Source organism: Flavobacterium sp. R1_16 (assembly GCF_057652095.1).
Genome location: NZ_JBYFCG010000006.1, coordinates 1 through 25,759, shown reverse-complemented (window position 1 = coordinate 25,759; position 25,759 = coordinate 1). Strand labels below are relative to the sequence as shown.

Genomic DNA, 25,759 nt, shown 5'->3' with positions numbered 1-25,759 from the left:
ATTTATATTTGTGAAGTGACGGAAGAATTAAAGTTAAACAAGCGAGCCTTACGTTGAGGAAAATTAAAAATTGGAATCGGATAAACTATTTTTAAGACATAAACATGAAAAAATCTATTATTGATAAAATTGATTTATCAAAATTGAAAGTTGAAAAAATAAATGAACTCAAATGGCAAATTATTATAGAAAAAGAAACAAAAAGGCCTAAAGAACTTGGTGGTAATAAGGTTATTTCAAAAAAGGCTGAATTCTCCTATTATAAAGATAAAAAGGGTAATTATTGGCTTTGTAATTGTAGTGTTCCAGATGAATATCAAAAAAAGGTATTTGCAGAATGATGATAAAACGAGCTATTAAGGAATATGGGCAAGTTTACTTTTCTAATGCAAGTCCAATGGAATTTAATATAAAATATCCTAATCATGGATACGATTCTAGATATCTAACATTTGAAGGCAAAAAAATGGTAGAGTCATTAATTAAAATGAATGATATTCCAAATAATTGGTTACGATTTCCAGAAATTTAAATAGTTATATAGCAAAGAATATAGCAATTTATAATTTACCATTAAGTCATTGCGAGGCACGAAGCAATCTTATCCTGTTTGCGTTCTGTTTTTGAGATTGCTTCGTGCCTCGCAATGACTAAACGAATAAAAACTATGAGTTAACCATGAAACCAGGATTCATCTACATCATAACCAATAAAAACAATACCACTTTATACATTGGAGTGACATCAAACTTGCCCAATAGAATTTTAGAACATAAAGAAAAGCGGTATCAAAATTCGTTTTCGGCACGTTATAATTTAAATAAATTGGTTTACTTTGAACAATTCCAAATGATAGGTGATGCTATAGGAAGAGAAAAACAGTTGAAAGCAGGAAATAGAGCCACTAAAGAAAGTTTAATCAACAGCATCAATCCTGATTGGAATGATTTGTATGAAGAAATAAAAGACATAATGATAATTTAACTTATGAATAAAGCACACTCAACACAACGTCATTGCGAGGCACGAAGCAATCTCACGATGTCTACGTTATGGTTGATGAGATTGCTTCGTTCCTCGCAATGACATAACCATGAACCTAAAAAATGCCCAATTACAAGTTGATACTTGGATAAAAGAACACGGAGTTCGCTACTTTAATGAACTCACTAATATGGCACAGCTTACAGAAGAAGTAGGCGAAGTAGCACGTATTATTGCCCGTCGCTATGGCGAACAATCTGAAAAAGAATCAGATAAAAACAAAGACTTGGGCGAAGAACTAGCCGATGTGGTTTTTGTAGTTTTATGTCTAGCCAACCAAACAGGTATTGATTTGCAGGCTGCTTTTGATAAAAAAATGGATTTGAAATCCGTTCGCGACAAAGACCGTCATAAAAACAACGACAAATTGAAATAACAGCATCTTGTAAAACTTAATTTCTTAATGGTTTAAATTCTGTTTTCTCTGATTATATTTGCACTTCCTTGTTAAAAAATAAAAATGAATTTACTGATACAATCTAAAATCGCTAGTTTACAATCTTCAATCTCAATTACGGGTTCCAAAAGTGAAACGAATAGATTGTTACTTTTACAAGCCTTATATCCTGCAATTACTCTAGCAAACACTTCAAATTCTGATGACAGTGAGGTGATGCAAAAAGCTTTGAAGGGAAATCATGAGATAGTAGATATTCATCATGCAGGAACGGCAATGCGTTTTCTTACCGCTTATTTTGCTGTCAATGAAGGGCGTGAAGTAGTTTTGACAGGCTCACAAAGAATGACAGAACGCCCAATACAAGTTTTGGTGGAAGCCTTGCAACAATTGGGAGCTCAAATTTCATACGAGAAAGAAGTAGGCTATCCACCCATTCGGATAAAAGGAAAAAAAATCACGGCTAACAAAGTGACGATTCCAGCTAATGTTAGTAGTCAATATATTTCTGCTTTGTTGCTAGTAGCACCCAAGTTGGAGAATGGAATTGAATTGACTTTGGTAGGTGAAATTACTTCAATTCCGTATATCAAAATGACTCTGGCTTTGTTGGATGAAATAGGAGTTGAAACTCATTTTGAAGGGAATACTATCACAGTAAAACCATTAACTACAGACCTAAAAACACAAAAACTTACAGTAGAATCTGATTGGAGCTCTGCTTCTTACTTTTTTAGTATGGCTGCCTTATCAAGCGAGGCGACAATTGCATTAAGTAGCTATAAACAAAGTAGTTTGCAAGGCGATTCAGCTTTAGTCAAGATATATGAGCAAATGGGTGTGAAAACGTATTTTGATGAAAATAAAATTACATTAGTTAAGCAACCAAACTTTAAATTGCAAACTCTAAATTTAGATCTAAACAACACTCCCGATATTGCCCAAACTATTGTTGTAACCTGTCTTGGCTTAGGAATAGGCTGTCATTTAACTGGTCTTCATACCTTAAAAATTAAAGAAACCGACAGACTCGAAGCACTTAGAATCGAAATGACAAAACTAGGAGCAGATATTTCAGTAACCAATGACAGCTTAACGCTTGGGGTGTCAAATCACATTAATTCAAATGTAAAAATAGCCACTTATAACGACCACAGAATGGCTATGGCATTTGCCCCATTAGCATTAAAAGTACCAATAGAAATTGAAAATGCAGAAGTGGTTTCAAAGTCCTATCCTGATTTTTGGGAAGATTTAAAAAAACTTGGTTTTGAAATTTTCGAAACAAACCCCTAGTTCATTGGGTGTAAAGCTATTTTTCTCCTCACTCTCCTTTGGAGAGGGTTGGGGTTAGGAAAAATAAACACCAAAAGACTTGACAACGCCTATTTCACAATCGTATATTTGCGCCCGAAAGATTTTTGACGTATTCAAATCCTAAATCTAAAATCTAAATTCTAAAATTACTTATGAAATTATCACATTTCCATTTCAATTTACCAAAAGAACTTTTAGCAGAATACCCAGCCGAAAATAGAGATGAGTCTCGTTTAATGGTTGTAAATCGTGAGAAAAAGACCATAGAACACAAAACATTCAAGGATGTTATTGATTATTTTGGAGACGGTGATGTTTTGATTTTAAATAATACTAAAGTTTTTCCAGCTCGTTTGTACGGGAATAAAGAGAAAACAGGAGCAAGAATTGAAGTTTTCTTGTTGAGAGAACTAAATTCTGAACAGCGTCTTTGGGATGTATTAGTAGATCCAGCACGTAAAATTCGTATTGGGAACAAATTGTATTTTGGTGATGATGATTCTTTGGTAGCTGAGGTTATTGACAATACAACATCTAGAGGAAGAACTTTGCGTTTTCTTTATGATGGGTCTTATGATGAATTTAGAAATAAATTGACAGAATTGGGAGAAACCCCAATCCCTAAATATATTAATCGTGAAGTAACTCCAGAAGATGCCGAACGTTACCAAACTATTTATGCAAAAGAAGAAGGTGCTGTTGCTGCGCCAACAGCTGGGTTGCATTTTTCAAAACATTTGCTAAAAAGACTCGAGATTAAAGGTGTAAAACTTGCCGAAGTAACCCTTCATGTTGGATTAGGAACATTTAATCCTGTTGAAGTAGAAGATTTGTCTAAACACAAAATGGATTCTGAAGAGTTGAAAATTTCTCAGCAAGCATGTGATATTGTTAATGCTGCAAAAGAAAAAAAGAAACGAGTTTGTGCCGTAGGAACTACTTCTATGCGCGCTATCGAAAGTTCAGTTTCTTCTGCTAGAACATTAAACCCTTATGAAGGTTGGACTAATAAATTCATTTTTCCTCCTTATGATTTCAGTATAGCTAATTGCATGATTACTAATTTTCATACACCAAAATCTACATTAATGATGATGATTTCTGCATTTTGTGGTCATGATTTGATGAAAAAAGCCTACGAAGAAGCAATTAAAGAAGGATATAAATTTTATTCTTATGGAGATGCCATGTTGATTCTCTAATTTGAATAGACTACTTAAAACTAAAAATCCCGTTGATTACGGGATTTTTTATTGGCTAAAAGTGTATTTATCTTAATTTACTTGATATACCAATTTAACGGTAATGCTCGCCGTTTTGTTCTTAGAAATTGTATTAAAAGAACCTCCATAAGAAAAATCTTCTGACGAGTTTTGACCTGTAATTTGAAATACTCCCATTTCTGATTTTTTTAGGTTACCAAGGCTAGCATTTGCATTTTCAGCTATGCTTTTTGCTCTAACACTAGCATCTTTGGTGGCTTCAGCTATCATTTTAATTTTAAGTTCGGCAAGCTTGGTATAATAATACTCTGGTGGGTTAGAATAAAATTCAATACCAGAATTTATCAATTCACTTGATTGTCTCGAAATTTCCTCTATTTTGTTCACCTCTTTTGATTGAATCGAAACACTTTGTGTCAACGTAAATCCTGTGAAAATTTGTTGCTTTGGCGTGCCATTTTCATAGTAGGTTGTTTCAAAATCTTTGTTGAAGTTAACCGCTGAAAAAATAATATCCGTAGGGGCTATTCCTTTTTCTGATAAATACGATTTTATTTTTTCTCTATCATTATCTAAGGCTGCATAGGCTTCCTTTAAGGTATAACTTTTCTTAGAAAATGAACCGCTCCAAACGATTAAGTCCGATACAAAATCTTTTTTGCCTAAACCTGTTACACTAATAGTATCACTACTTCTGTTCCGATTTTGAAAAGCATTTGAAAACAGATAGGATGAGATTATAATTGCTAAAGCAATAATAACTACATTTAAATTATTCTTGATCATAGCCTATTTTTTAATTACATCAAATATAAGTAATAAATAGACTGATTTTTTTATATATTTATATTCTATTTGTTAAAAAATGATTTTGTTGGAGTGTCCTTTCTAGCATATTCAAATCGATCAATGAGTTTAGGGAGACAATAGCCATCTAATCCGTTGAGTGAAACCACATTTACTTTATCCAATTGTAACCAGCCTCTTTCATGTTCTAAAATTGGATCATAAAATAAATGTTCGATAGAAGCAACTATGTGTATAGTATTATTTTCTTCTATGTAGTACTCATTCAAATATTTGCACAGTAATTGTACCGGACTTCCTTTTACAAAAGGGAAATCAATCTCACTTTTATATTCTTCCTCAAGATTTGTTTTGTCAAACTCAGAAATGCCAAAGTCATAATTGGCTGAGGTATGGTGAGCATCTATAATCATATTTTCTGTAATATGATTCACGGTGAAAAAGCCTGTTTCTTTTATGTTTTTGTAGGTATCTCTTGGTACAGTAGTGGGTCTCATAATAAATCCTAAAAGTGCAGGATCGCTTCCTAAATGAGTTATGCTACTAAAAATAGCTACATTACTTTCTCCGTTTTTTGATTTGGTGGCTATTAAATTTGCAGATTTGTAACCCGTACACGAATTGATAAGGTTTAATCGTTCTACTTTTTCCATTTGTGAAATGGCGCTTCTTGACTGATGAATCATATTGTATTGAATTAGCTTACAAAGATATATTTTGTTTAATTAAAAATAAAATTTATTAAACAAAATATATTCGATTCTTGTAATACGAGTGGGGAACAAAATTCAATACTAGATTTCAAAATAGGATTTCTAAAAAGATTATATTTGATTTTAAATTATTCCAAATGAAAAAAGTAAAAAAAGCTATCCTTGTTTTTTTTGTTATTGTAGTAGCACTTATGCTGTTTTTAGCATTGTATGGATTTTATTTGAAACCCAAATACGAGGGCGATATAAAGCTTCAAAATATTGAAAAAGAAACTACTGTTTACTTCGACGATTATGGAATTCCTCATATTTATGCCAATACACAAAAAGACGCCATGGTTGCTTTAGGATACGTTCATGCACAAGATAGGCTATGGCAAATGGAACTAATTAGACGAATTGCTCCCGGGAGATTGTCTGAAATTTTTGGAACAAAGACTCTAAAAGTGGATCAGTTTTTTGCAGGAATTGGCATTGATGAAGCTTCTGAAAAAGCTATTTCTGAATTAGACAAAAACGCTCAGAGTTATCAGTTGGCTCTAGCTTATTTAAATGGAGTCAATCAATTTGTTGATGAAGGACCAACTCCCATTGAGTTTCAATTATTAGGATTACAAAAACAAAAATTTACTATAAGAGATATTTACAATGTATTTGGATACATGTCGTTTAGTTTTGCAATGGGTCAAAAAACGGACCCATTAGTAACAGATATTCGAGATAAATATGGAATGGATTATTTGAAAGATTTTGGCATTGATGGAAGTTTGAATACCACTCAATTGAAAAGTTATGACGGTAAATCTAGAGAATATTCGCAAATTTCTACTGCTGTAACTTCTTTACTTGATGCTTCTCTGGTACCACAGTTTATAGGCAGTAATAGTTGGGTTATTGCACCAGAAAAGACAAAGAATGGAAAAGTTATTTTTGCGAATGATCCTCACATTTCTTTTTCTCAACCGTCAACTTGGTATGAAGCTCATATTGTTTGCCCAGATTATGAAATGTATGGCTATTATTTGGCTGGCACACCTTTTCCTTTATTAGGTCACAACAGGCAGTATGCGTATGGATTAACAATGTTTGAAAATGATGATTTGGATTTTTACAAAGAGCAAACGGATTCTTTGGATGTCAACAAATACAAAACTCCAACTGGATTACAAAAGTATCAAATTAGTAAAAAAACTATAAAAGTTAAAGATAGTTCTGATGTTGTTTTCAATGTAAAAATCAGTCGCCACGGTCCTATTGTGAACACACTTATTGACGGAATGCATCAAAAAGAACCAATAGCAATGTCATGGGTATACACTCAACAACCTATCAAGATTTTAGATGCTATCTATTCGCTTTGTCATGCAAAAAATGTAGATGATTTTAAAAAACCTATTGCATTAATTGCTGCTCCTGGATTGAACATCATGTATGGAGATGCAAAGGGGAATATTTCGTGGACAACATCTGGAAAACTCTACAAGCACAATGAAGGTGTAAATACTAATTTTATCCTAGATGGCACAAGTGCGAATGATGATAGTATAGAATATCTCGATTTTTATAAAAATCCTCAAGCTCTAAATCCTTCATGGAATTATGTGTATTCGGCAAATAATCAGCCTGAAGCTATTGATGGTTTTTTATATCCTGGATATTATTTGCCAGAAGATAGGGCAAAAAGAATATCAAATTTATTAGAACCAAAAAACGACTGGACAAAAGCTGATGTCGGCAAAATGATTACCGATAATATTTCATCTAATTCTTCACTTATCGTAGGTGATTTGATTGCAAATGTTGATTACAATTCACTCTCAGAAAATGAGAAAAAAGCATATGCCATTTTAAAATCATGGAAAGGTTCCAATGAATTGAAGGATATTGGACCAACTATTTACAATAAATGGATGTATTTGTATTTGAAAAACACATTTAAAGATGAACTAGGAGAGGAGGATTTCAAACTGTTTTTGGGGACTCATATTATGAAACAAATTATAGCTGCTCAAATAAAGAATCCAAATTCGCCTTGGTGGGATGATATAACAACAAAAAGTAGTAAAGAAACGAGAAAAATGATTTTAGAAAAATCATTTCATGAGGCTATTTCAGTTTTAGAGAAGCAACTTGGTTCATCACCAAATTTGTGGACTTGGAATAGAGTTCATAAAGTTGAGCACCAGCATCCTCTCGGGAAAGTGAATGCTTTGCGAAGTTATTATAATGTTGGCCCTTTCGCTATAAACGGCTCAAATGAAGTTATTAATAATCAATTTTTTACTTTTACTGAGAACGGAGAATATGCAGTCGCAGGAGGACCTTCTACCAGAAGAGTCATTGATTTTTCTGATATTGAAAACAGTTGGAGCATTTTGCCAACGGGTCAATCAGGAAATGTGTTTAGTAAACATTACAGCGATCAAGCAGAAATGTATAACGCGGGTAAGTTCAGAAAAATGAAACTGAATAAAGAGGAAATTATTCGAACTTCAACAAAGTTGGTATTTAAACCAAAATAAGAATATTTTTTCAAATTATTCTTCCCGATGCACTTTCATAAAATCAAAAGCAGGTTGGCAAATAGCAATATATTCGCAAGGTTCATCAAAGGGATTAGAATATTGTACACGGGTATTTTTTTCAATTTTTATCGATTGACCTGATTCTAGAATTATAGTTTCACCCTCAATAATAAATTGCTTCTTCCCTGAAATGATATAGGTATATTCGTCAAATTCTGGAGTTTGAAAAGGTTCGCTCCATTTTGGCGGTGCAATCATGTGAGCAATAGAAATGTCAGGATTTCCAGTTGTTGGGATTCCGTGATGCTCTTCTATTAATTTCCCATCAGTAGTGGGAACTATAAATGGGGATTTTTGAATGAAATATTTTTTCATAATTAGGATTTCTTAAAAATAAAATAGACAGCCAAAACTAGGAAGCACATTCCTATAAGATGATTCCATCGTAAAGATTCGTTTTTGAAAAACAAGGTCGAGAATACCACAAAAATGACTAAAGTAACCACCTCTTGAATCACTTTGAGTTGCATTAACGAAAATGGCCCTCCGTTGCCTTGATAGCCAATTCTGTTTGCGGGAACTTGAAAACAATATTCAAAAAGAGCTAATCCCCAACTTATAACTACAACCGTAATTAAACCCGCATTTTCAAACCATTTCAATTCTTTGAATTTCAAATGGCCATACCAAGCCAGAGTCATGAAAATATTAGAAAGTATCAATAAACCTATGGTACTGTAGCTTTTCATTTTATTTCTTTAAAATTTTCATTAAAACACCAAAAGCCCCACGAATAAAAGAAGCACTAGTTACTACTTTCAAAACTGATTTGGTAACAACGGTAGCGGTGCTAGGTTCATTACTTTCTACTTTCTTTTCTTGTTCGACCGATGCTTGCTCTTGAGCTGTTTCAATTTTTTTAGTTAGCATTTCATAAGCACTGTCGCGGTCAATTGATTCACCGTATTTTTTTACTAATTTAGACTTAGAATTAATTTCTGCTATTTCAGTTTCAGTAAGAACATCCATGCGGCTTTCAGGTGCTCGCATCATTGTAGCAGCAAGCGGTGTTGGTATTCCTTTTTCATTCAAAGCAGTAACTAATGCCTCTCCAATTCCAAGAGAAGTTAGGAGCTCATCGGTTTTATAAAATTCAGAAGTCGGATAATTGTCAGCCGTCATTTTGATCGCTTTTCTGTCATTGGCAGTGAAAGCTCTCAGAGCATGTTGAATTTTGAGTCCTAGTTGTGCTAAAACACCACTTGGAACATCCATCGGGTTTTGAGTAATAAAGAAAACGCCTATTCCTTTAGAACGAATTAGTTTTACAATGGTTTCTATTTGATCTAGCAAGGTTTTACTAGCTTCGTTAAATATCAAATGTGCTTCATCTATAAAAAGAACCAATTCAGGCTGGTCAGCATCTCCTTTTTCAGGCATTTGTTGGTAGATTTCAGCTAAAAGACTTAGCATAAACGTGGAGAATAATTTTGGTTTATCCTGAATATCTGTCAATCGAATGATATTAATGTATCCTTTACCATTTTCATCAAAACGAAGTAAATCATTGATGTCGAATGAGATTTCTCCAAAAAACAAATCTCCGCCTTGTTGTTCTAACTCTATAATTTTTCTTAAAATAGTACCAGTAGTTGAAGTAGAAATTTTACCATAACTTTCCTCAATTTCTTCCTTACCTTCCTCAGTAACGTAATTGATAACTTTTTTAATGTCTTTTAAATCCAACAAGGGCATTTTATTATCATCACAATATTTAAACAGCACTGATACAACTCCAGCTTGAACGTCATTTAGGTCTAAAATTCTAGAAAATAAAACAGGTCCAAATTCAGAAACGGTGGCACGAAGACGAACACCATCTTGTTGAGACAATGTCATCAGTTCTACTGGGAAACTCGAAGGGGTATATGGAATATTAATTTTTAAGTGTCGCTCCGTGATAAAGGGTTTTTCTTCTCCTTTTTTTGCTATACCACTAAAATCTCCTTTGATATCCATCATCAGTACGGGAATTCCGTGTGAGGATAACTGTTCAGAGAGCACCTGAATTGTTTTTGTTTTTCCAGTACCAGTAGCCCCAGCAATTAGCCCGTGACGATTCAATGTTTTAAGAGGAATTTTTACAGAGGCTTCTGCAATTGCTTCTCCGTCTAAAATTGCTCCACCAAGAAGTAAACTCGTTCCTTTTGAAGTATAACCGTTACTAATACTTTGTATAAAATCTTCTTTTTTTGACATGGATTATTGAATTAAGTGGGAAATATTGAAAACGTATGCAAGATATAAATATTTTTTGAAGGTAATAAACTCTTCAATAAGGAATGAGTTTTTAACTAGATTTATTGTTTTAGATGAGTGCAATTCATTGGTTTTTAACATTTTTATTCTTGTTCAATTTACAATAAAAAAATAACGAAAACGTTTTTGTTCATAATAGTGATTTAAATAGTAAAAAAAGTTTTTTTATTTCAACTAATACTATAAATTTGTGACTCTACAAGTTAATTATAACAAAAAATAATTTAAATAATTAAAATTAAAAAAAATGGCAAACGTTAAGAAAGAAAGTGGTTCAAACTTAGGAGGAATGTTCTCTGGACTAGTAATTGTAGCATGTATTTTGGTAGGGATTCTTGTATGGAACTTTATCATGGGTGCAGGATCAAATTTTGAGGGTGGTGTTAATACAGGTGCGCCTTTAAAAGGAAATTATTTAGCAATGGTTTACAAAGGAGGACCAATTGTGCCTGTTTTAATGGGTCTGTTATTAATGGTGGTTGTTTTTTCATTTGAAAGATATTTTGTAATCACAAAAGCTGCAGGTAAAGGAAATCTTGATGCATTCATGAAGAATGTTCAGGCTAGCATTAAAGGAGGTCACATTGACGAAGCGATTGCAGCTTGTGACAAACAACAAGGTTCAGTTGCTAATGCTATTCGTTCTGCTTTAGTAAAATACCAAGATGTTAAAAAAGAAGGATTCAACAGTGAAGAGGCATCTGAAACGATACACAAAGAAATAGAAGAAGCTACAGCTCTTGAAATGCCAATGTTAGAACAACACATGACTATTATATCAACTTTAGTTTCTCTTGGAACTCTTGCGGGATTATTAGGGACGGTAACAGGGATGATTAAAGCGTTCGCTGGATTAGCTGGTGGAGGTGGAGCAGATTCTGCTGAGTTAGCAAATGGTATTTCTGAAGCTTTGATTAATACAGCTACTGGTATTTCGACTTCTGCTTTAGCAATCATCATGTACAACTTCTTTACTTCTAAAATCGATACTTTGACGTACTCAATTGACGAGGCAGGAACTACAATTGTTAATACTTACAGACATTTTAGAGGTAGCTTAAAACAATAATTTTGATAGTTACTATCAATAAAAAATATACAAAACAATGGCAATAAAAATGAAAAAAAAGTCAACATCTACCGATATGACGGCGATGTGTGACGTTGCATTCCTTTTGCTTACGTTCTTTATTTTGACTGCTACTGCTAAAGTTCCTGAAGTAATGCCTGTTGATACTCCTCAGTCTACGGTTCAAACGAAGTTGCCTGAAAAAGATTTGGCAACCCTAACTGTAGGTAATGGAAAGGTGTTTTTTGACGTCAAAGGAAAAGATGTTCGTATAAGAACACTTGAGTTAATGGGTCAAAAATATGGTGTTACTTTTTCAGAAGATGATCAAAATAAATTTGCTATCATGGAAAGTTTTGGTGTTCCTGTTCAAAATCTGAAGCAGATTCTGGACATGCATCCTTCAGAAAGAAGAAATGTTAAGCAACCAGGAATACCAAAAGATTCTTTAGATAATCAATTGGCTGACTGGGTTCAGAATGCACGAATTGCTAATATAGAGTTGCATGATAAAGAATTGGAACTAGCCATAAAAGGTGATGCTAAAGAAGAATATCCCGTTATTAAAAAAGTAATGGATATTTTACAAGATCAAAAAATCAATAGCTTTAGTCTAGTTACTGGTTTGAGAGGAAAAGAAAAATAATTTAAAAATATATTAAATGGCTGAATTAAATACCGGCGACGGTGGAGGTGGTAAGAAAGGCAGTAAAAAGGTAAGAAGTAAAAAGCAAAATTCCAAAGTTGATTTAACAGCTATGGTGGACTTAGCTTTCCTTTTGATTACTTTCTTTATGCTCACCACTACGTTGTCTAAACCTCAATCCATGAATTTAGGTTTGCCAGATAAAACAGATGACCCAACTGTAAAACCGCAGAAAGTTGATGAAAATCGTACAGTTACAATTTTGATGGGGGAAAACAATAAGTTGAAAATTTTTAGAGGTCTCATGGCTGCACCTAAACTTGCCCCAAGAAGTGTAGATTACGGAAAGGATGGGCTTCGTAAAGTTTTGCTAGAGCAAAAACAAGCTGTTCTTGAATATACTGGAACGAAAGACAAAGGAATGATTGTCATTATCAAGCCTACCAAAAAATCAAAGTATCGCAATTTGGTTGATGTGCTTGACGAAATGGCAATTGTTGGTGTTCCTACCTATGCTATTGTAAATGAGTTTACTCCAGAGGAAAGCAAATTGATTGGAGGAGGAGCAACTCCTGCAACTCCTGCAACTGAAGAAACGACGAATCCTTAATCTAATTAAAAAAGAAAAGACATGAAATTAGATTTATTAAAAAATCAATGGCTAGAAATCGTTTTTGAAGGACGAAATAAGTTATATGGTGCTTACGAGCTAAGAAAAAATAATGGGAAGACCACCACCAAGTCTTTTATTATTGGTGGAGTTATCTTTGTTTTCCTAGTAAGTATACCTGTGTTGGCTAATTTAATTCCAGATAGTTCAGATGATACTACTCTAGACCAAAAGATAACAACAGTAAAGTTACCACCTAAAGAGGAAAAGCCAAAAGAAAATCTTCCACCGCCACCACCGCCACCTCCAAAAGTAGATCAAGTAAAATTTGTGAAACCAGTTGTGGCAAAGGCAGAAGAGGTAACTGAAGAACCACCAAAAGTTGAAGAAATTAAAGATAAAAAAATTGGTGCGGAAACCATTAAAGGAGATCCTGATGCTGAACTAACAGTTGAACCTGTGGGTAATGGACCTAAGGATGTTGTTGAAGAAGACAATGAAATTTACAACACAGCTGGTATTGAGGTAAAACCTGATTTTCCTGGTGGAATTGAGAAGTTTTATAAGTTTGTTGCCAAAAATTATCAAACTCCAGAAGAAGAAGGTTTAAAAGGTAAGGTTTTCGTTTCTTTTGTTGTTGAAAAAGACGGTTCATTAACGGATATCAAGGTAATCAGAGATATTGGTTTTGGAACTGGAAAAGAAGCGATACGTGTATTGAAATCTTGTCCTAAGTGGACTCCAGGAGAACAAAATGGTAAAAAAGTAAGAGTACTCTATTCCCTGCCAATTAATATACAATCGGCTGAGTAATGTTCGAAAAAATAGTTATTAATTTCAAGAAGAAATCGCTAAAAGAGCGATTTCTTCTCGTTATAGGAGTGTGTTTTTTTTTAATGTATTTCGTTTTGGGATTGATTCTGATTTTTTGGAAAGAGTTACCCATAGTAATGGAACAAAAGTACAGGCTAGTTTTTGGAATAGTATTGATAGTCTATTCTTTCTTTAGGTTCATACGTTTTTTCAACTCAAGTGAAGATTAAAATGGCAAAATATCTTAAAATAATAGGTTTAGTCTTTTTTAGCTTTCTTTTTATTAAATGTTCTAAGAAGAATGAAGCTAAATCAGAAATGGATACTATGTTAGAAGGAACTACAACAGTTTTAGTAGACGAAACCTTAAAGCCAATTATAGAAGACCAAGTCCAGATTTTTGAAAGTCTGTATGATGCAAAAATTACTATAGTTGCCAAGTCAGAAGCTGAAGTTATTCAATCGTTGGTAAACGATGATTCAAGAATTGCTATCTTATCACGAAAATTGACTAATGAGGAATTGAAATTTTTTGATAAGAAAAAAATAACTCCAAAAGTTAGATTATTTGCAAAAGACGCCATAGGATTGATTAGTAATGCAAATAATAAAGATACATTAATTGCGTTACAAGATGTAATTGACTTTGTACAGAAAAAAAATCAATCTAAAATTAAAGGGCTGGTTTTTGACAACCCAAATTCAAGTACTACAAGATATTTTAAAGAACTCGTAGGTAATGAAAACCTATCTAATGAAAGAATTTTTTCATTCAATACCAATGATGAGGTGATAAAATATGTTTCACAAAATGATGGCAGTATTGGAATTGTAGGGATAAATTGTATTTTTGAGCCGTCACAGTCAATGCAGCAATACGTTGACAAGATTAATGTTCTTGATGTAAAAAACACAAATAGTAGTACTTATTTTGGTCCTACACAAAATAATATAGCAGAAGGCACTTATCCTTTGGCACGTGATTTGTACATCATAAATTGTCAAGGATACTCAGGATTAGGAATGGGATTAACCTCATTTATTATGAGTGATGTAGGACAAAGAATTGTTTTAAAATCTGGATTAGTTCCTGCTAAGTTTCCTTCAAGAAAAATTCGTATCAGAAATGAAATCAATAATGATAAAAAGTAAAATGAATACAAACACGATGAATAAATTAAAAATTTTCAGTTTTTTATTAGTAATTACTGCTTCTATAGCTAGTGCTCAAGAAATTGAGCCTGTAAAAAAAGCTATAGATGCCGAACAATATGAAAAGGCTAAATCAATGCTGAAATCGCTTATAAAAACAAAACCTGAAAACGGTAAATTTTCATTTCTTCTAGGAAATATTTACTTAAAACAAGGTATTGAAGATTCTGCTAAAATAGTTTTTCAAAGAGGGTTGACAGGAACTGAAGGAGCAAAAATGAATTACATAGGTTTGGGTCAAATTGATTTAAACACCAACAATGTGTCCTCTGCAGAATCTAATTTTGCTTCTGCTACTAAGGATATAAAAAAGAAAGATATAGAACCCTACATTTATATCGCAAAAGCGTATATGAATGCTGACAAACCTGATTTTAATAAAGCATTATTATATTTAAATAAAGCTAAGGAGATTAATCCTACAGATGCTTTATTGCAATTGGCTTTTGGTGATGCTTACTATGGTTCTAAAAATCAAAATGAATCCTATGCTGCTTATAGAAATGCTTATAACACAGATAACACATTAATTAGAGCAAAAATGCAGTTAGGCGTTTTGTTAAAAGGAGCCAAGGCCTACAATGAAGCTGTAAAATCATATGACAATGTCATAGCTACAGACCCTAATTATGGGCCTGTTTATAGAGAATTAGCAGAAACGTATTACTATTGGGGAAGTAATGAACCTAAAAAATTTAACGAATACATACAAAAAGCCTTGACTTATTATGAAAAGTATATGAGCTTAACCGATTATTCACTAGCATCACGTATGCGTCAAGCCGATTTTTTAATTCTAGCAAAAGATTATAAAGCACTTGAAGTTGTTGCCAACAAAATGAAAGAATTAGATAATGTAAATCCAAGGATTCTACGTTACTTAGGGTATTCCGCTTATGAAAATGGAAATATTGATGTAGCAATAAAGTCACTACAAGATTTTATGGCAAATCCATCAAATAAAATTATAGCTAGAGATTACATGTATCTGGGCTTGGCAAAATTAAAGAAAGCCAACAACATCGAAACCAATACCGTTGATACAAGCATTTTTGATGCTGGAGTTGCTGATATTAAAAAATCGGTAGAGATGGAAATCACAATGACGAATGATTTGAGTGAGATTGGTAAAAAATTCTACGAACAAAAAAAGTTTAAAGAAGCAGCTGTGATATATGAAATAGCAGTAACTAATCCTGATTCTAAGAACTTTTTATTGGATAACTTTTATCTAGGAAACTCAATATATTTTAGTAACACTCAAAAAGATGTTGTTAAAGTTGATTCAGTTGCACTTCAAAAAGCAGATGCCGCTTTTGGTAGAGTTATCGAAGCATCGCCTACAACTCAAGATGCCTATATCTTCAGAGCTAGAACAAATAGATTGCTAGAAAATGATGAAATGATGGCAAAATATTATGAGGAATATTTGAGAGTCGTTACTGAAAAAGGACCAGAAGAAGTTGCTAAAAATAAAACTAAATTTATAGAGTCGTATAATTTGTTAGCTGCTAATTATGCTAATTTTGATAAAGCAAAAGCAAAAGAATATTTTAATAAGACATTAGCTTTAGATCCAACAAATCAATATGCTCTAGAATCTTTGAAAGTATTAAAATAGACAATTGTAGTATAAATTTTTAAGCCGATAGTTTAGAAAACTATCGGCTTTTTGATTCTATAGACTTTGTTTAATTTGAGCTTTTGAGAATAATTCATAATCCCAAATTCATTTCCTTATCTTTGCACTTTATTTAGAAAAAATGCTTACAAAAGAAATACAGTTAGAGGTCGAGAAAGGAACAATGTTGCCTTTGATGGAAGAGTTTTACACCATTCAAGGTGAAGGTTTTCATACAGGCACAGCAGCTTATTTTATTCGAATAGGTGGATGTGATGTAGGATGTCATTGGTGTGATGTTAAGGAAAGTTGGAATGCCGAATTACATCCGCCAACAAATATTCAGCAAATTGTAACCAACGCTAAAGACAATGCCAATACGGTAGTGGTGACAGGCGGCGAACCATTGATGTGGGATATGACTGCATTGACAGAAAAGTTAAAGGAACAAAATTTAAATATTCATATTGAGACCTCTGGAGCCTATCCGCTGACAGGAATTTGGGATTGGATTTGTCTATCTCCCAAAAAAAATAAGTTGCCAACACAAACAGTTTATGATAATGCCAGTGAGTTAAAAGTCATTATTTATAATAAGCACGATTTTATTTTTGCAGAGGAGCAAGCTGAGAAAGTAAATACAAAAGCTATTTTGTTCCTACAACCTGAATGGAGCAAAAAGGAAGAAATTACCCCTCTGATAGTAGATTATGTCATGAAAAATCCTAAATGGCGTGTATCTTTACAAACCCATAAATATTTAAATATCCCATAAGTTATGACAATCAAATCAGCACTGTTTTTTTTAATTTTCTTATTTCCAATCTCTACTTTTTCTCAAATAGAAGGAGAAGATGAAATTTACTTGAATGGTGATTTGATTGAGCCAAAATTTAACGGAGGTGGATTAGAGAAATTTTATGAGTTTATTAATCAAGAGTTTGATTATTCAAAAGTGACTAAGGCTGGAAAAATGATTGTTTCTTTTACAATTGATAAGACAGGGGTTTTGAATAATATCAGAATAATTCAATATAACGATGTTCAATCTGCCGCTGAAATTTTTAGGGTTTTAAATAAAGCACCTAAATGGGTTTCAGCAAAAAGGGGAGGAAAGCCCATTAGTTTAGATATGAAGGTTCCTTTAGAATTTAAAGTTAAAGAACCAGTTATTGTAAGTTCTCAAAATAAATTAGAAGAGGCAAATACAGTAAAAAAATCTGGAAATAATACTACAGGAACTGAGACCAAGCCAGAATTTTCAGCTGGTTTAAAAGAGTTTTATCAATTTATTGCTAAAAATTACAGAACGCCTGATGTTCAGGGCTTAAAAGGAAAAGTAATAGTTTCTTTTATTGTTGATGTTGATGGAAGTCTAACCAATTTTATGATTGAAGAAGATTTAGGATATGGAACAGGTAAAGAAGCCATTCGTGTATTGAAAATGTCACCTAAATGGATTCCTGGAACACAAAATGGAGTTCCTGTTAGGTGTCTTTATAGTTTACCAATTACTATTAGTTCAAGATAGACTAAGAAATATGAAAAGAATACTTCCATTCATACTACTTTTTTTGTCTTTAGTAAGTTTTGCTCAAGAGCAACAAGAGCCTATTGAAAATCCAGTCTTTGAGCTTAAAGACATTACTGTAGAACCAAGTTTTCCGGGAGGAATAGATGGCTTTTATCAGTTTATAGGAATTAATTTTAAACAACCAGAAGTACCACAACTCATAGGAAAAGTTTTTGTTTCCTTCATCGTAGAAGTGGATGGCACACTCACTGATATTCGAACAATTAAAGATGTTGGTTTTGGAACAGGAGTTGAAGCAGAAAGAGTATTACGACTATCTCCTCGATGGCGACCAGGAATCAAAGATGGCAAGCCTGTTAGAGTTTTGAATACAGTAGTAATTCCAATCCAAACAAAATAATGAAATCACAGTTTCTTTTAGATCCAGAAATTACATTTTTAAATCATGGTTCTTTTGGTGCTTGTCCAAAACCTATTTTTCAAGAATATCAGCGTTTTCAATTAGAGTTAGAATCTGATCCTGTTCATTTTTTTCAAAAAAAGCAATCAGGATATTTAAAAATTGCCAAAGAAAAATTGGCAAAATTTGTTGGATGCAGTCCAAAAGATTTTTTCTTTATACCCAATCCTACTGTCGCCGTGAATACCATAATGCGCAGTTTGAAATTAGAAGAAGGAGATGAAATACTCACAACCAATCATGAATATGGCGCAATGGATAGAACTTGGAACTTCTATTCAGAAAAATCGGGAGTAAAATACATTCGCCAAAATATTGCATTACCAGTAATTTCAAAACAACAAATTATTGAAGATTTTTGGAAAGGATATTCCAGTAGAACAAAAGTGATTTTTTTAAATCATATTTCGAGTGCAACTTCACTGATTTTTCCTATTAAAGAAATTTGTGATAAGGCGAGAGAACTTGGCTTGATAACTATTATTGATGGAGCGCATGTTCCGGGTCATATCGATTTAAATATCACGGAATTAAATCCTGATTTTTATACCGCGACTCTTCATAAATGGATGTTAGCACCTAAAGGAAGTTCTTTTCTATATGTGAAACCCGAATTCCAAGATAGAATTGAGCCATTAGTTGTGGGTTGGGGTTACCAAAGTTTGACACCAAGTGATAGCCGATTTTTAGATTATCATGAAAATCAAGGAACTAGAGATATTTCAGTCTATTTATGTACACCAAAAGTGATAGATTTTCTCGAAGAAAACAATTGGAAAGAAAAGTCAAAAGTAGCTAAGAAACTAGTTCTAGAGAATTATCGAGTTTTTTGTGATTTACTCCATACCGAACCTATCTGCCCAATTTCTGGAGAATTTTTAGGGCAAATGGCGAGTATCCCTATTAGGACTGCAAAGCCGAATGAATTGAAAGAGTTGTTGTATACTAAGTACAAGATCCAAATTCCAATCATGTTTCTAAATGGAAATACTTATTTAAGATATTCTATAAACGCTTACAATTCTCAGGAAGATTTAGATATTCTTCTAAAAGCACTTCGCGATATTATAAAGAATACAGATTTGATAGATTAGGGTAAAGTTAGTTTAATCTGTTAAAAAAACTATTGTATAAATAGTTGAATAATAAATGTTTCGTAATATTGTATTCGAAAAAATGTAAAAATGAATAAAATAATTACCGTTTTATTGATATTCTTTTCTGTATCAATAATTGCTCAAAGAACTTGTGGTGCAGATGCTAAAATAAGAGAGCGTATACAAACAGTACCCGGATTTGAAGCGCATCACAAAGAAATAATGGATTTTATTCATAATCCAAACCAGAAAGAATCATTTTTCAGCAGACAATCAAGTTCAGCAGCTACCGTGGTCACAATACCAGTGGTTTTTCATATATTGTATAAAAATGCGAATCAAAACATTTCAGACGCTCAAATACAATCTCAATTGGATGTATTGAACAAAGATTACAGAAAGTTAAATACAGATTTTAATACGGTGGTTCCTACTGCTTTTAAATCTTTAGCAGCTGATATGGAAATTGTTTTTTGTAAGGCAACAAAAACACCTACTGGTGCTACCACTACTGGTATAACTAGGAAATCCATTCCTTCAAACTTTAGTTTTGATAATGATTATTACACTGCCTCAGGTCAGCCCGCCTGGGATACTACTCGTTATTTGAATATTTGGGTTGGAAGTTTTACAGATACTACCTTATTAGGATTTGCATATCCACCCTCGTCTGCCGGTAGTGATGATGATGGTTTATGTATTAGTTATAAGACATTTGGGACTTCAGGAACTGCACTTTCACCATTTAATAAGGGAAGAACTGCAACTCATGAAATTGGACATTATTTTGGGTTGTATCATCCTTGGGGTGCAGATGGAAGTGCTTGCGGAACTGGAGCCAATAGTGATTTTGTAACTGATACTCCAGCTACAAATAATCCTTATTATGATTGCCCAACTTATCCAGATAATACTAATGCATGTACAGCTTCAACAAATGGTTCTATGTTTATGAATTATATGGAATATGTAGATGATGCATGTATGGCTTTTTTTACAGTGGGTCAAAAAACAGTTGTTAGAAATGCCTTATCAGGACCGAGATTGAGTTTATTGTCTTCTAATGGATGCGGTACACTAGGTCTAAATGATTATGAGGCGGTAAATGCTATTGCAGTTTATCCAAATCCAGTCTCTAGCTATTTTATGATTACATCCCCAGAATTAAAAATTGATGAAGTAGAGCTGTATAACGCGTTGGGGCAATTGGTTAAAACCCAAAAATTAATTCAGACAAATAACGTAATTAATATTCAAGATTTAAGTTCCGGAACGTACTACTTGAGAATTTATAGTAAAGGTAAATTCTTAAAATCTGATAAAGTAATAAAAGAGTAAGCTTTCTTTTACTTGTTTTTTTTATTAAACAGATAGTCGAGCCAAATAATCATAATGCTCACCTTCCTGAATCAATTCACATTTTAGTCCATTGGCGAAAGCTGCATTTTGTAATGTATTATAATCGATATACATCCAATGGAAAGGTTTTTCTTTTTGACCTTTATAACTAACCTTAAAAACGACTTCTCCATAATAATCGTTTACAGATGGAATCCATTTTCCTCCGTCTTCATCTTCGTCAAACATGTAAATAATATCTGAACTATCCAGAAGAATTTGCCCATTTTCATTCAAGAGTGATTTCAATTTTAGAAGAAACTTTGAAATATTTTTGAGTCTACCACACATACCTGCACCGTTCATCAAAAGTAAGATGGTGTCAAAAGTTTCGTTCTCTAACGTCATAATGTCTTGAACCATAGTTTTTTGTATTCCTCTTAGTTTACAGGCTGTAATGGCATTTTCTGAAATGTCAATTGCAGTAACGTCTAAATTTAATGTATTTTGTAAATAAAGACTATGGCTTCCCGCACCACAACCTACATCAAGAATTCTACCTTTGGCGAGTTGTAACGCAAGTTGTTCCAATTTAGGCATTTCATCAAAACTTCGAAATAAATAGGCAACACTCATTGCATCTTCATCTGATATGGAGGTTTCAGTAATCAAATCTTCAGGTGCGTTATTAGTTTGATAGTCGAGTATCGCTTTTCCGAATAAATCCAACATCTTTTTAAAAGTTTAAATGTGTTAAATAGTTTAAAAGTTTAAATTTGTTTAATAGAAGTTTATACAATCTAAACCAACTCTAACCATGGTAAACCAACTTAAACTACTACAAAAGTTAGCCAAAGATAAGCATATCGAAAATAAAAAGTATTTTGATAAGCTAAAAAAGAAACCTCCTAAAAACCTAGATTATGTAATGCTAGAATTGCATGAAGCTGAATTTAAAAAAACAGATTGTTTGAAATGTGCTAATTGTTGTAAAACGACAGGTCCACTATTTACATTAGCTGATATTGAACGTATTTCCAAACATTTTAAACAGAAACCACAACAATTTATAGAGCGTTATTTACGCATTGATGAAGATAAGGATTATGTGCTTCAAAGTGTACCTTGTGCTTTTTTAGACAATGAAAATGCTTGTGTCATATATGCTGTAAGACCCAAAGCATGTAGGGAATTTCCTCATACTGATAGAAAGAAATTTCAACAAATTTCCGATTTAACATTATTAAATGTAGCTATCTGCCCTGCGGCTTTTAATATAGTTGAGCAAATGAAGAAGAGATTGCCACTTTAGAGATGTTGTTTATGTTTATTAAAAAATTATTTATGAAAAAGATATTTTTAATTTTATTTGTTTCAACCTCACAACTAATGAATGCCAATTGGTTGACTAATTTTGAAGAAGCAAAAAAAATGGCATTGGCCACAAACAAATTTATGATTGTTGATTTTTGGGCTTCTTGGTGCGGTCCTTGTAAAAAAATGGACTATGATTCATGGAGTGACGCTAGTGTTAACGCAATATTAGAAAATTATATTCAGGTTAAAATTAATATAGATTCAGATAGAGAATTAGCAAATAAATATGGAATCAATAGTATTCCTAATATGTTTGTTATGGATGGTAACGGCATGGTAGTTCATAGTTTTTCTGGCTACCATAATGCATATGAATTAAAAAAAGAGTTGGAAAAGTTTGAGATTTCAACAGAGTTTTTATCGGTTGATTTAATAAACTTTTATAAGAGCAATAATTACAATACTGCATCAAGAGTTTTTCAAAAGTATATGGATTATTCTTTATACGTAGATGAACAGATAAAGAATAAGATACTTAAAATAGGTAATGATTATTTTTTTCAGGCAAAAAAAATGATTTCAAAGAAACTAGAAAATTACGAAGAAGTAAGACAAAAAATAGATTTATTGGAATTATATAATTATGTATATGCTTATAATTATGATAAGCTAAATAATAAATTATCGAATATCAGTAGAAATACTATTTTAGAAAATAATTTGAACTCGTATTATTTTCTACGACTTTTTACAGCAAAAGGATTAGGTAATGAGAATAGAATTGAAATCGAGGAAGAAGCAATGAGATTAGAAGGGTTTAGCTATTATGCAAAAAAGATTGACTTAATTCTCTCAAAAAAGAAGGATTAATAAATTAAATACTCATTTCGCATTATTTTAAATTTCTCTAGATCATCTTGCCACGAAGCTCTAATTTCAGCTTCGGGTATACCAGCCTCGATCTGTTGTTGCAATTTTTTAGTTCCAGCAAGTTTAGTAAAAAAGGAATTGAAAAATTTTGATTTTTCTTCTGTTTCATTATAGGCTTTTATCAACCATTTTAATTCCAATTGTTTTACTTTTGGGATTTTTGATAAATCTTCTCCAAAGCAGTCTCTGCCATTATAAAGAGGGTCTTTAGCTCCTAGATTTGGAGCTGGTATAAAACAGAAATCTATGTTGGGAAGATAGGGTGAGCCATAAATTTGAAACTGTTTGTCTGTTCCTCTACCCACACTTATATTAGTACCTTCAAACAAGCATAAACTTGCATATAGATTAATAGCTTGATCGTTAGGTAAGTTTGGTGAGGGTTTTATGGGTAGCTTATAAGGCATACTTCTATGGTAATTTTCACAAGGAACAATTTTTAGTGGACATTGAATACTGTCTTTTAACCATTTTTGACCATTAATCATCAAAGCATATTCGCCAATGGTCATCCCGTGTAAAATCGGAATTGGATGCATTCCCACAAAACTACTGTATTCCTTTTCTAAAATGGGTCCATCAACAATACCCCCATTTGGATTGGGTCTATCTAGTATTATTAGTTCTATATTTTTTTCTGCACAAGCTTCCATGATGTAATGCAAAGACGAAATATAAGTGTAGAAACGCGCTCCTACATCCTGAATATCAAAAACAATAACTTCAACACCCTCTAATTGATCGGCAGTTGGTTTTTTATTATTGCCATACAAAGACACTATTGGCAAACCTGTTTTGGTATCTTTTCCGTCTACAATTAACTCTCCTGCATCAGCTGTTCCTCTAAATCCGTGTTCGGGAGCATAGATTTTAATGAGATTTATTTTTGTTTTCTGAGTAATATAGTCTACAATATGCAACTCTTTTTTGGTCACAACATCAATATGAGATTCTGATACTGTATCAAAAACGGTATGAATAGAATCATATGAAATCATTCCTGTTTGATTAGTTACAATTCCAACATTTTTATTTTTTAAAAGCGATAAATAACTTTTTACATTATCTGCACCAGTCAAAAATTTTGTTGATTTGATTTTACTTTTTATTGTCGTTTCAGCAGGGATAGAATAATTAATAGGTTTTGATGTTTTACAAGAAACTACTACCAAAGAAAGAATTGTCAACAATGACAAACTATAATGATTAATTGCTTTTTTGAATCTCTTACAAACGTGTATGTAAATCATGATATGGGTTTACGGTGAATAATTAAATCATCTAAACGTGATAGAAATAGCATCTAAAACTGTATTTTTGACAACAGAAATACACAAACTATCCAATTGAATTTAGAATATTTCATAGCCAAAAGGCTTATTTCGGTTAAAAGCCGTAAAAGTACTATTTCTACTCCTATTATAAAAATAGCAATTGCTGCAATTGCCATCGGGATGATTATGATGATTGTTTCGGTAGCCATGGGCATTGGTTTACAGCAAAAAATACGTGAGAAAGTGTCAGCTTTTAATGGACATATTATTATCTCAAATTATGATGACAATCAATCTCAAGTTAGTGTCGAACCAATAGTAACCAATCAAAGATTTTACCCTAAATTCAATTCTATTGACGGAATTAATCACATACAGGCCGTTGCCAGTAAAGCAGGAATTATTAGAACTGCTACTGCTTTTGAAGGCATAATTTTTAAAGGTGTAGGAAAAGAATATCAGTGGGAAAATCTCAAGGAATATCTTGTTGCTGGAAAACTACCTGATGTATCACATGATTTAAATTCTCAAGTGTTAATTTCCAAATTTTTAGCAGATAGATTGAATTTGAAAGTAGGAGACAAGTTCAATACTTTTTTTATGAAAGACAAAAATAATAAACTTCCCAATTTGAGAGTTTTTCAAGTTGTTGGAGTTTATAATTCTGGATTTCAGGAATTTGACGCTACATATATTATAGGTGATATTCGGCATGTTCAACGAGTAAACAAGTGGAAGCCCAATCAGGTTGGTGCTTTTGAAGTCTTTATAGATGATTTTAACCAGATAAAAGAAAAAGGAGAAGAAGTCTATTCTGAAATTAACTCGACTTTAGACACCAAAACCATAGTAGAAAAATATTATTACATTTTCGAATGGCTCCAGTTATTTGATTTTAATATTCTAACTATATTAATAGTAATGATAATAGTCGCAACCATAAACATGGTAGTTGCTTTATTAGTACTTATTTTAGAAAGAACTCAAATGATAGGAATTTTAAAAGCTCTTGGAGCAAATAATTGGTCGGTTCGAAAAATATTTCTTTACAACGCTTTTTATTTGATAGTTCGAGGCTTGTTTTGGGGAAATTTAATAGGCATTGGCTTAATTTTAATTCAACAGTATTTTGGAGTCATCAAGCTTAATCCCGAAAATTATTATGTAAGTGTTGCTCCAGTAGATTTAAACTGGTTTTACATTCTCGTTTTAAATTGTGGTACAATCCTAATCTGTTTATTAGTGTTGCTAATCCCATCCTATATTATTACCAAAATCTCTCCCGTCAAAGCAATTCGTTTCGACTGATTCCTATTTTTTAGGATTTCTCAGGAGCTATTTCCCGCTATCCGTTGCAATCTTTACCCTGAAGCTTCAAGTCTTTAAAAGGCTAGAAACTTTAGGGTAAAGGATTTCCACTACTACCTGCCTGTCGGCAGACAGGTCGTGGCTATTGGTATTTGATTTCAAAAGTCCTTTGGAATGATTTTTTT

The 25,759-nt window shown here is 32.6% G+C and carries 28 protein-coding genes; 21 read left to right on the top strand and 7 right to left on the bottom strand.

Annotated elements, in window-relative coordinates; all coding sequences use genetic code 11:
• Positions 1 to 104: 104 nt before the first annotated feature.
• The 6 genes from AC23L6_RS10580 (at position 105) to queA (ending at position 3,960) form a co-directional block, all read left to right on the top strand.
• Complete coding sequence (locus AC23L6_RS10580; RefSeq protein ID WP_487562461.1) at positions 105 to 341, top strand: hypothetical protein; 237 nt, start codon at positions 105 to 107, stop codon at positions 339 to 341.
• Positions 338 to 532 (top strand): hypothetical protein, encoded by a 195-nt coding sequence (locus tag AC23L6_RS10575; RefSeq protein ID WP_487562462.1) that lies wholly within the window; start codon positions 338 to 340, stop codon positions 530 to 532. Before AC23L6_RS10580 ends, AC23L6_RS10575 begins: the two co-directional genes overlap by 4 nt.
• A gap of 146 nt (positions 533 to 678) precedes the next feature.
• Complete coding sequence (locus AC23L6_RS10570; RefSeq protein WP_487562463.1) at positions 679 to 984, top strand: GIY-YIG nuclease family protein; 306 nt, start codon at positions 679 to 681, stop codon at positions 982 to 984.
• 109 nt (positions 985 to 1,093) lie between these two features.
• A complete protein-coding gene (locus tag AC23L6_RS10565; protein ID WP_487562464.1) occupies positions 1,094 to 1,420 on the top strand; it encodes a nucleotide pyrophosphohydrolase in 327 nt (108 codons plus the stop codon).
• 84 nt (positions 1,421 to 1,504) lie between these two features.
• Complete coding sequence (gene aroA / locus AC23L6_RS10560) at positions 1,505 to 2,737, top strand: 3-phosphoshikimate 1-carboxyvinyltransferase (protein WP_487562465.1); 1,233 nt, start codon at positions 1,505 to 1,507, stop codon at positions 2,735 to 2,737.
• Between the two features lie 173 nt (positions 2,738 to 2,910).
• Positions 2,911 to 3,960 (top strand): tRNA preQ1(34) S-adenosylmethionine ribosyltransferase-isomerase QueA, encoded by a 1,050-nt coding sequence (gene queA, locus AC23L6_RS10555; protein ID WP_487562466.1) that lies wholly within the window; start codon positions 2,911 to 2,913, stop codon positions 3,958 to 3,960.
• A 72-nt stretch (positions 3,961 to 4,032) separates the two neighbouring features.
• On the opposite strand, the gene AC23L6_RS10550 is transcribed toward queA, so the two are convergent.
• Both AC23L6_RS10550 and AC23L6_RS10545 read right to left on the bottom strand, forming a co-directional pair.
• A complete protein-coding gene (locus AC23L6_RS10550; protein WP_487562467.1) occupies positions 4,033 to 4,767 on the bottom strand; it encodes an SIMPL domain-containing protein in 735 nt (244 codons plus the stop codon).
• A gap of 65 nt (positions 4,768 to 4,832) precedes the next feature.
• Positions 4,833 to 5,474, bottom strand: coding sequence for a flavin reductase family protein (locus tag AC23L6_RS10545; RefSeq protein ID WP_487562468.1), 642 nt, complete (start codon positions 5,472 to 5,474; stop codon positions 4,833 to 4,835).
• Positions 5,475 to 5,638: 164 nt separating this feature from the next.
• Here AC23L6_RS10545 and AC23L6_RS10540 point away from each other — a divergent pair, with 164 nt between their 5' ends.
• Positions 5,639 to 8,023: a penicillin acylase family protein gene (locus AC23L6_RS10540; protein WP_487562469.1), complete on the top strand. Its 2,385-nt coding sequence runs from the start codon at positions 5,639 to 5,641 to the stop codon at positions 8,021 to 8,023.
• A 15-nt stretch (positions 8,024 to 8,038) separates the two neighbouring features.
• Here AC23L6_RS10540 and AC23L6_RS10535 read toward each other — a convergent pair whose 3' ends face one another.
• Genes AC23L6_RS10535 through AC23L6_RS10525 form a run of 3 tightly spaced genes read right to left on the bottom strand, consistent with a single transcriptional unit; the run spans position 8,039 to position 10,285 of the window.
• Positions 8,039 to 8,401: a cupin domain-containing protein gene (locus AC23L6_RS10535; protein ID WP_487562470.1), complete on the bottom strand. Its 363-nt coding sequence runs from the start codon at positions 8,399 to 8,401 to the stop codon at positions 8,039 to 8,041.
• A 2-nt stretch (positions 8,402 to 8,403) separates the two neighbouring features.
• Complete coding sequence (locus tag AC23L6_RS10530) at positions 8,404 to 8,775, bottom strand: DMT family protein (RefSeq protein ID WP_487562471.1); 372 nt, start codon at positions 8,773 to 8,775, stop codon at positions 8,404 to 8,406.
• Between the two features lies 1 nt (position 8,776).
• Positions 8,777 to 10,285 (bottom strand): helicase HerA-like domain-containing protein, encoded by a 1,509-nt coding sequence (locus AC23L6_RS10525; RefSeq protein ID WP_487562472.1) that lies wholly within the window; start codon positions 10,283 to 10,285, stop codon positions 8,777 to 8,779.
• 307 nt (positions 10,286 to 10,592) lie between these two features.
• Between AC23L6_RS10525 and AC23L6_RS10520 the strand changes: the two genes are divergently transcribed.
• The 11 genes from AC23L6_RS10520 to AC23L6_RS10470 all read left to right on the top strand — a co-directional run bounded on the left by AC23L6_RS10520 (position 10,593) and on the right by AC23L6_RS10470 (position 20,745).
• Positions 10,593 to 11,414, top strand: coding sequence for a MotA/TolQ/ExbB proton channel family protein (locus tag AC23L6_RS10520; protein WP_487562473.1), 822 nt, complete (start codon positions 10,593 to 10,595; stop codon positions 11,412 to 11,414).
• 37 nt (positions 11,415 to 11,451) lie between these two features.
• Positions 11,452 to 12,060: an ExbD/TolR family protein gene (locus AC23L6_RS10515; protein ID WP_487562474.1), complete on the top strand. Its 609-nt coding sequence runs from the start codon at positions 11,452 to 11,454 to the stop codon at positions 12,058 to 12,060.
• 16 nt (positions 12,061 to 12,076) lie between these two features.
• On the top strand, positions 12,077 to 12,670 hold the full coding sequence (locus tag AC23L6_RS10510) for an ExbD/TolR family protein (protein WP_487562475.1): 594 nt from the start codon (positions 12,077 to 12,079) through the stop codon (positions 12,668 to 12,670).
• Positions 12,671 to 12,691: 21 nt separating this feature from the next.
• The gene (locus tag AC23L6_RS10505) at positions 12,692 to 13,483 is read left to right on the top strand and encodes an energy transducer TonB (RefSeq protein WP_487562476.1); all 792 of its coding nucleotides are present in this window, start codon (positions 12,692 to 12,694) and stop codon (positions 13,481 to 13,483) included.
• A 231-nt stretch (positions 13,484 to 13,714) separates the two neighbouring features.
• Positions 13,715 to 14,635: a PstS family phosphate ABC transporter substrate-binding protein gene (locus tag AC23L6_RS10500; RefSeq protein WP_487562477.1), complete on the top strand. Its 921-nt coding sequence runs from the start codon at positions 13,715 to 13,717 to the stop codon at positions 14,633 to 14,635.
• A gap of 16 nt (positions 14,636 to 14,651) precedes the next feature.
• The gene (locus tag AC23L6_RS10495) at positions 14,652 to 16,316 is read left to right on the top strand and encodes a tetratricopeptide repeat protein (protein ID WP_487562478.1); all 1,665 of its coding nucleotides are present in this window, start codon (positions 14,652 to 14,654) and stop codon (positions 16,314 to 16,316) included.
• Positions 16,317 to 16,458: 142 nt separating this feature from the next.
• Positions 16,459 to 17,091 carry a 7-carboxy-7-deazaguanine synthase QueE gene (locus tag AC23L6_RS10490; RefSeq protein ID WP_487562479.1) on the top strand — a complete coding sequence of 211 codons (633 nt, stop codon included), beginning with the start codon at positions 16,459 to 16,461 and terminating at the stop codon, positions 17,089 to 17,091.
• 3 nt (positions 17,092 to 17,094) lie between these two features.
• Positions 17,095 to 17,847 carry an energy transducer TonB gene (locus tag AC23L6_RS10485; protein ID WP_487562480.1) on the top strand — a complete coding sequence of 251 codons (753 nt, stop codon included), beginning with the start codon at positions 17,095 to 17,097 and terminating at the stop codon, positions 17,845 to 17,847.
• Positions 17,848 to 17,857: 10 nt separating this feature from the next.
• On the top strand, positions 17,858 to 18,250 hold the full coding sequence (locus tag AC23L6_RS10480; RefSeq protein WP_487562481.1) for an energy transducer TonB: 393 nt from the start codon (positions 17,858 to 17,860) through the stop codon (positions 18,248 to 18,250).
• Positions 18,250 to 19,404, top strand: a complete 1,155-nt coding sequence (locus tag AC23L6_RS10475; protein ID WP_487562482.1) for an aminotransferase class V-fold PLP-dependent enzyme — start codon at positions 18,250 to 18,252, stop codon at positions 19,402 to 19,404. Before AC23L6_RS10480 ends, AC23L6_RS10475 begins: the two co-directional genes overlap by 1 nt.
• 90 nt (positions 19,405 to 19,494) lie before the next feature.
• Positions 19,495 to 20,745, top strand: a complete 1,251-nt coding sequence (locus AC23L6_RS10470) for a T9SS type A sorting domain-containing protein (protein ID WP_487562483.1) — start codon at positions 19,495 to 19,497, stop codon at positions 20,743 to 20,745.
• A 24-nt stretch (positions 20,746 to 20,769) separates the two neighbouring features.
• Here AC23L6_RS10470 and AC23L6_RS10465 read toward each other — a convergent pair whose 3' ends face one another.
• Positions 20,770 to 21,477 carry a class I SAM-dependent methyltransferase gene (locus AC23L6_RS10465; protein ID WP_487562484.1) on the bottom strand — a complete coding sequence of 236 codons (708 nt, stop codon included), beginning with the start codon at positions 21,475 to 21,477 and terminating at the stop codon, positions 20,770 to 20,772.
• A gap of 85 nt (positions 21,478 to 21,562) precedes the next feature.
• Between AC23L6_RS10465 and AC23L6_RS10460 the strand changes: the two genes are divergently transcribed.
• Complete coding sequence (locus AC23L6_RS10460) at positions 21,563 to 22,057, top strand: YkgJ family cysteine cluster protein (RefSeq protein ID WP_487562485.1); 495 nt, start codon at positions 21,563 to 21,565, stop codon at positions 22,055 to 22,057.
• A gap of 32 nt (positions 22,058 to 22,089) precedes the next feature.
• Complete coding sequence (locus AC23L6_RS10455; RefSeq protein ID WP_487562486.1) at positions 22,090 to 22,932, top strand: thioredoxin family protein; 843 nt, start codon at positions 22,090 to 22,092, stop codon at positions 22,930 to 22,932.
• Here the strand turns inward: AC23L6_RS10455 and AC23L6_RS10450 are convergent.
• Complete coding sequence (locus tag AC23L6_RS10450; protein ID WP_487562487.1) at positions 22,929 to 24,242, bottom strand: exo-beta-N-acetylmuramidase NamZ family protein; 1,314 nt, start codon at positions 24,240 to 24,242, stop codon at positions 22,929 to 22,931. The genes AC23L6_RS10455 and AC23L6_RS10450 overlap by 4 nt on opposite strands.
• 96 nt (positions 24,243 to 24,338) lie before the next feature.
• Here AC23L6_RS10450 and AC23L6_RS10445 point away from each other — a divergent pair, with 96 nt between their 5' ends.
• Positions 24,339 to 25,574: an ABC transporter permease gene (locus tag AC23L6_RS10445; protein WP_487562488.1), complete on the top strand. Its 1,236-nt coding sequence runs from the start codon at positions 24,339 to 24,341 to the stop codon at positions 25,572 to 25,574.
• Positions 25,575 to 25,759 lie beyond the last annotated feature (185 nt).

Bases quoted from the DNA above. Each gene is read 5' to 3' on its own strand.
- AC23L6_RS10470 (WP_487562483.1), top strand. From the start codon at position 19,495: ATGAATAAAATAATTACCGTTTTATTGATATTCTTTTCTGTATCAATA.
- AC23L6_RS10530 (WP_487562471.1), bottom strand. From the start codon at position 8,775: ATGAAAAGCTACAGTACCATAGGTTTATTGATACTTTCTAATATTTTC.
- AC23L6_RS10460 (WP_487562485.1), top strand. From the start codon at position 21,563: ATGGTAAACCAACTTAAACTACTACAAAAGTTAGCCAAAGATAAGCAT.
- AC23L6_RS10570 (WP_487562463.1), top strand. From the start codon at position 679: ATGAAACCAGGATTCATCTACATCATAACCAATAAAAACAATACCACT.
- AC23L6_RS10510 (WP_487562475.1), top strand. From the start codon at position 12,077: ATGGCTGAATTAAATACCGGCGACGGTGGAGGTGGTAAGAAAGGCAGT.
- AC23L6_RS10575 (WP_487562462.1), top strand. From the start codon at position 338: ATGATGATAAAACGAGCTATTAAGGAATATGGGCAAGTTTACTTTTCT.
- AC23L6_RS10450 (WP_487562487.1), bottom strand. From the start codon at position 24,242: ATGATTTACATACACGTTTGTAAGAGATTCAAAAAAGCAATTAATCAT.
- AC23L6_RS10465 (WP_487562484.1), bottom strand. From the start codon at position 21,477: ATGTTGGATTTATTCGGAAAAGCGATACTCGACTATCAAACTAATAAC.
- AC23L6_RS10485 (WP_487562480.1), top strand. From the start codon at position 17,095: ATGACAATCAAATCAGCACTGTTTTTTTTAATTTTCTTATTTCCAATC.
- AC23L6_RS10455 (WP_487562486.1), top strand. From the start codon at position 22,090: ATGAAAAAGATATTTTTAATTTTATTTGTTTCAACCTCACAACTAATG.
- AC23L6_RS10520 (WP_487562473.1), top strand. From the start codon at position 10,593: ATGGCAAACGTTAAGAAAGAAAGTGGTTCAAACTTAGGAGGAATGTTC.
- AC23L6_RS10515 (WP_487562474.1), top strand. From the start codon at position 11,452: ATGGCAATAAAAATGAAAAAAAAGTCAACATCTACCGATATGACGGCG.
- AC23L6_RS10540 (WP_487562469.1), top strand. From the start codon at position 5,639: ATGAAAAAAGTAAAAAAAGCTATCCTTGTTTTTTTTGTTATTGTAGTA.
- AC23L6_RS10480 (WP_487562481.1), top strand. From the start codon at position 17,858: ATGAAAAGAATACTTCCATTCATACTACTTTTTTTGTCTTTAGTAAGT.
- AC23L6_RS10500 (WP_487562477.1), top strand. From the start codon at position 13,715: ATGGCAAAATATCTTAAAATAATAGGTTTAGTCTTTTTTAGCTTTCTT.
- AC23L6_RS10490 (WP_487562479.1), top strand. From the start codon at position 16,459: ATGCTTACAAAAGAAATACAGTTAGAGGTCGAGAAAGGAACAATGTTG.
- AC23L6_RS10505 (WP_487562476.1), top strand. From the start codon at position 12,692: ATGAAATTAGATTTATTAAAAAATCAATGGCTAGAAATCGTTTTTGAA.
- AC23L6_RS10580 (WP_487562461.1), top strand. From the start codon at position 105: ATGAAAAAATCTATTATTGATAAAATTGATTTATCAAAATTGAAAGTT.
- aroA (WP_487562465.1), top strand. From the start codon at position 1,505: ATGAATTTACTGATACAATCTAAAATCGCTAGTTTACAATCTTCAATC.
- AC23L6_RS10495 (WP_487562478.1), top strand. From the start codon at position 14,652: ATGAATAAATTAAAAATTTTCAGTTTTTTATTAGTAATTACTGCTTCT.
- AC23L6_RS10565 (WP_487562464.1), top strand. From the start codon at position 1,094: ATGAACCTAAAAAATGCCCAATTACAAGTTGATACTTGGATAAAAGAA.
- AC23L6_RS10475 (WP_487562482.1), top strand. From the start codon at position 18,250: ATGAAATCACAGTTTCTTTTAGATCCAGAAATTACATTTTTAAATCAT.
- queA (WP_487562466.1), top strand. From the start codon at position 2,911: ATGAAATTATCACATTTCCATTTCAATTTACCAAAAGAACTTTTAGCA.
- AC23L6_RS10545 (WP_487562468.1), bottom strand. From the start codon at position 5,474: ATGATTCATCAGTCAAGAAGCGCCATTTCACAAATGGAAAAAGTAGAA.
- AC23L6_RS10535 (WP_487562470.1), bottom strand. From the start codon at position 8,401: ATGAAAAAATATTTCATTCAAAAATCCCCATTTATAGTTCCCACTACT.
- AC23L6_RS10525 (WP_487562472.1), bottom strand. From the start codon at position 10,285: ATGTCAAAAAAAGAAGATTTTATACAAAGTATTAGTAACGGTTATACT.
- AC23L6_RS10550 (WP_487562467.1), bottom strand. From the start codon at position 4,767: ATGATCAAGAATAATTTAAATGTAGTTATTATTGCTTTAGCAATTATA.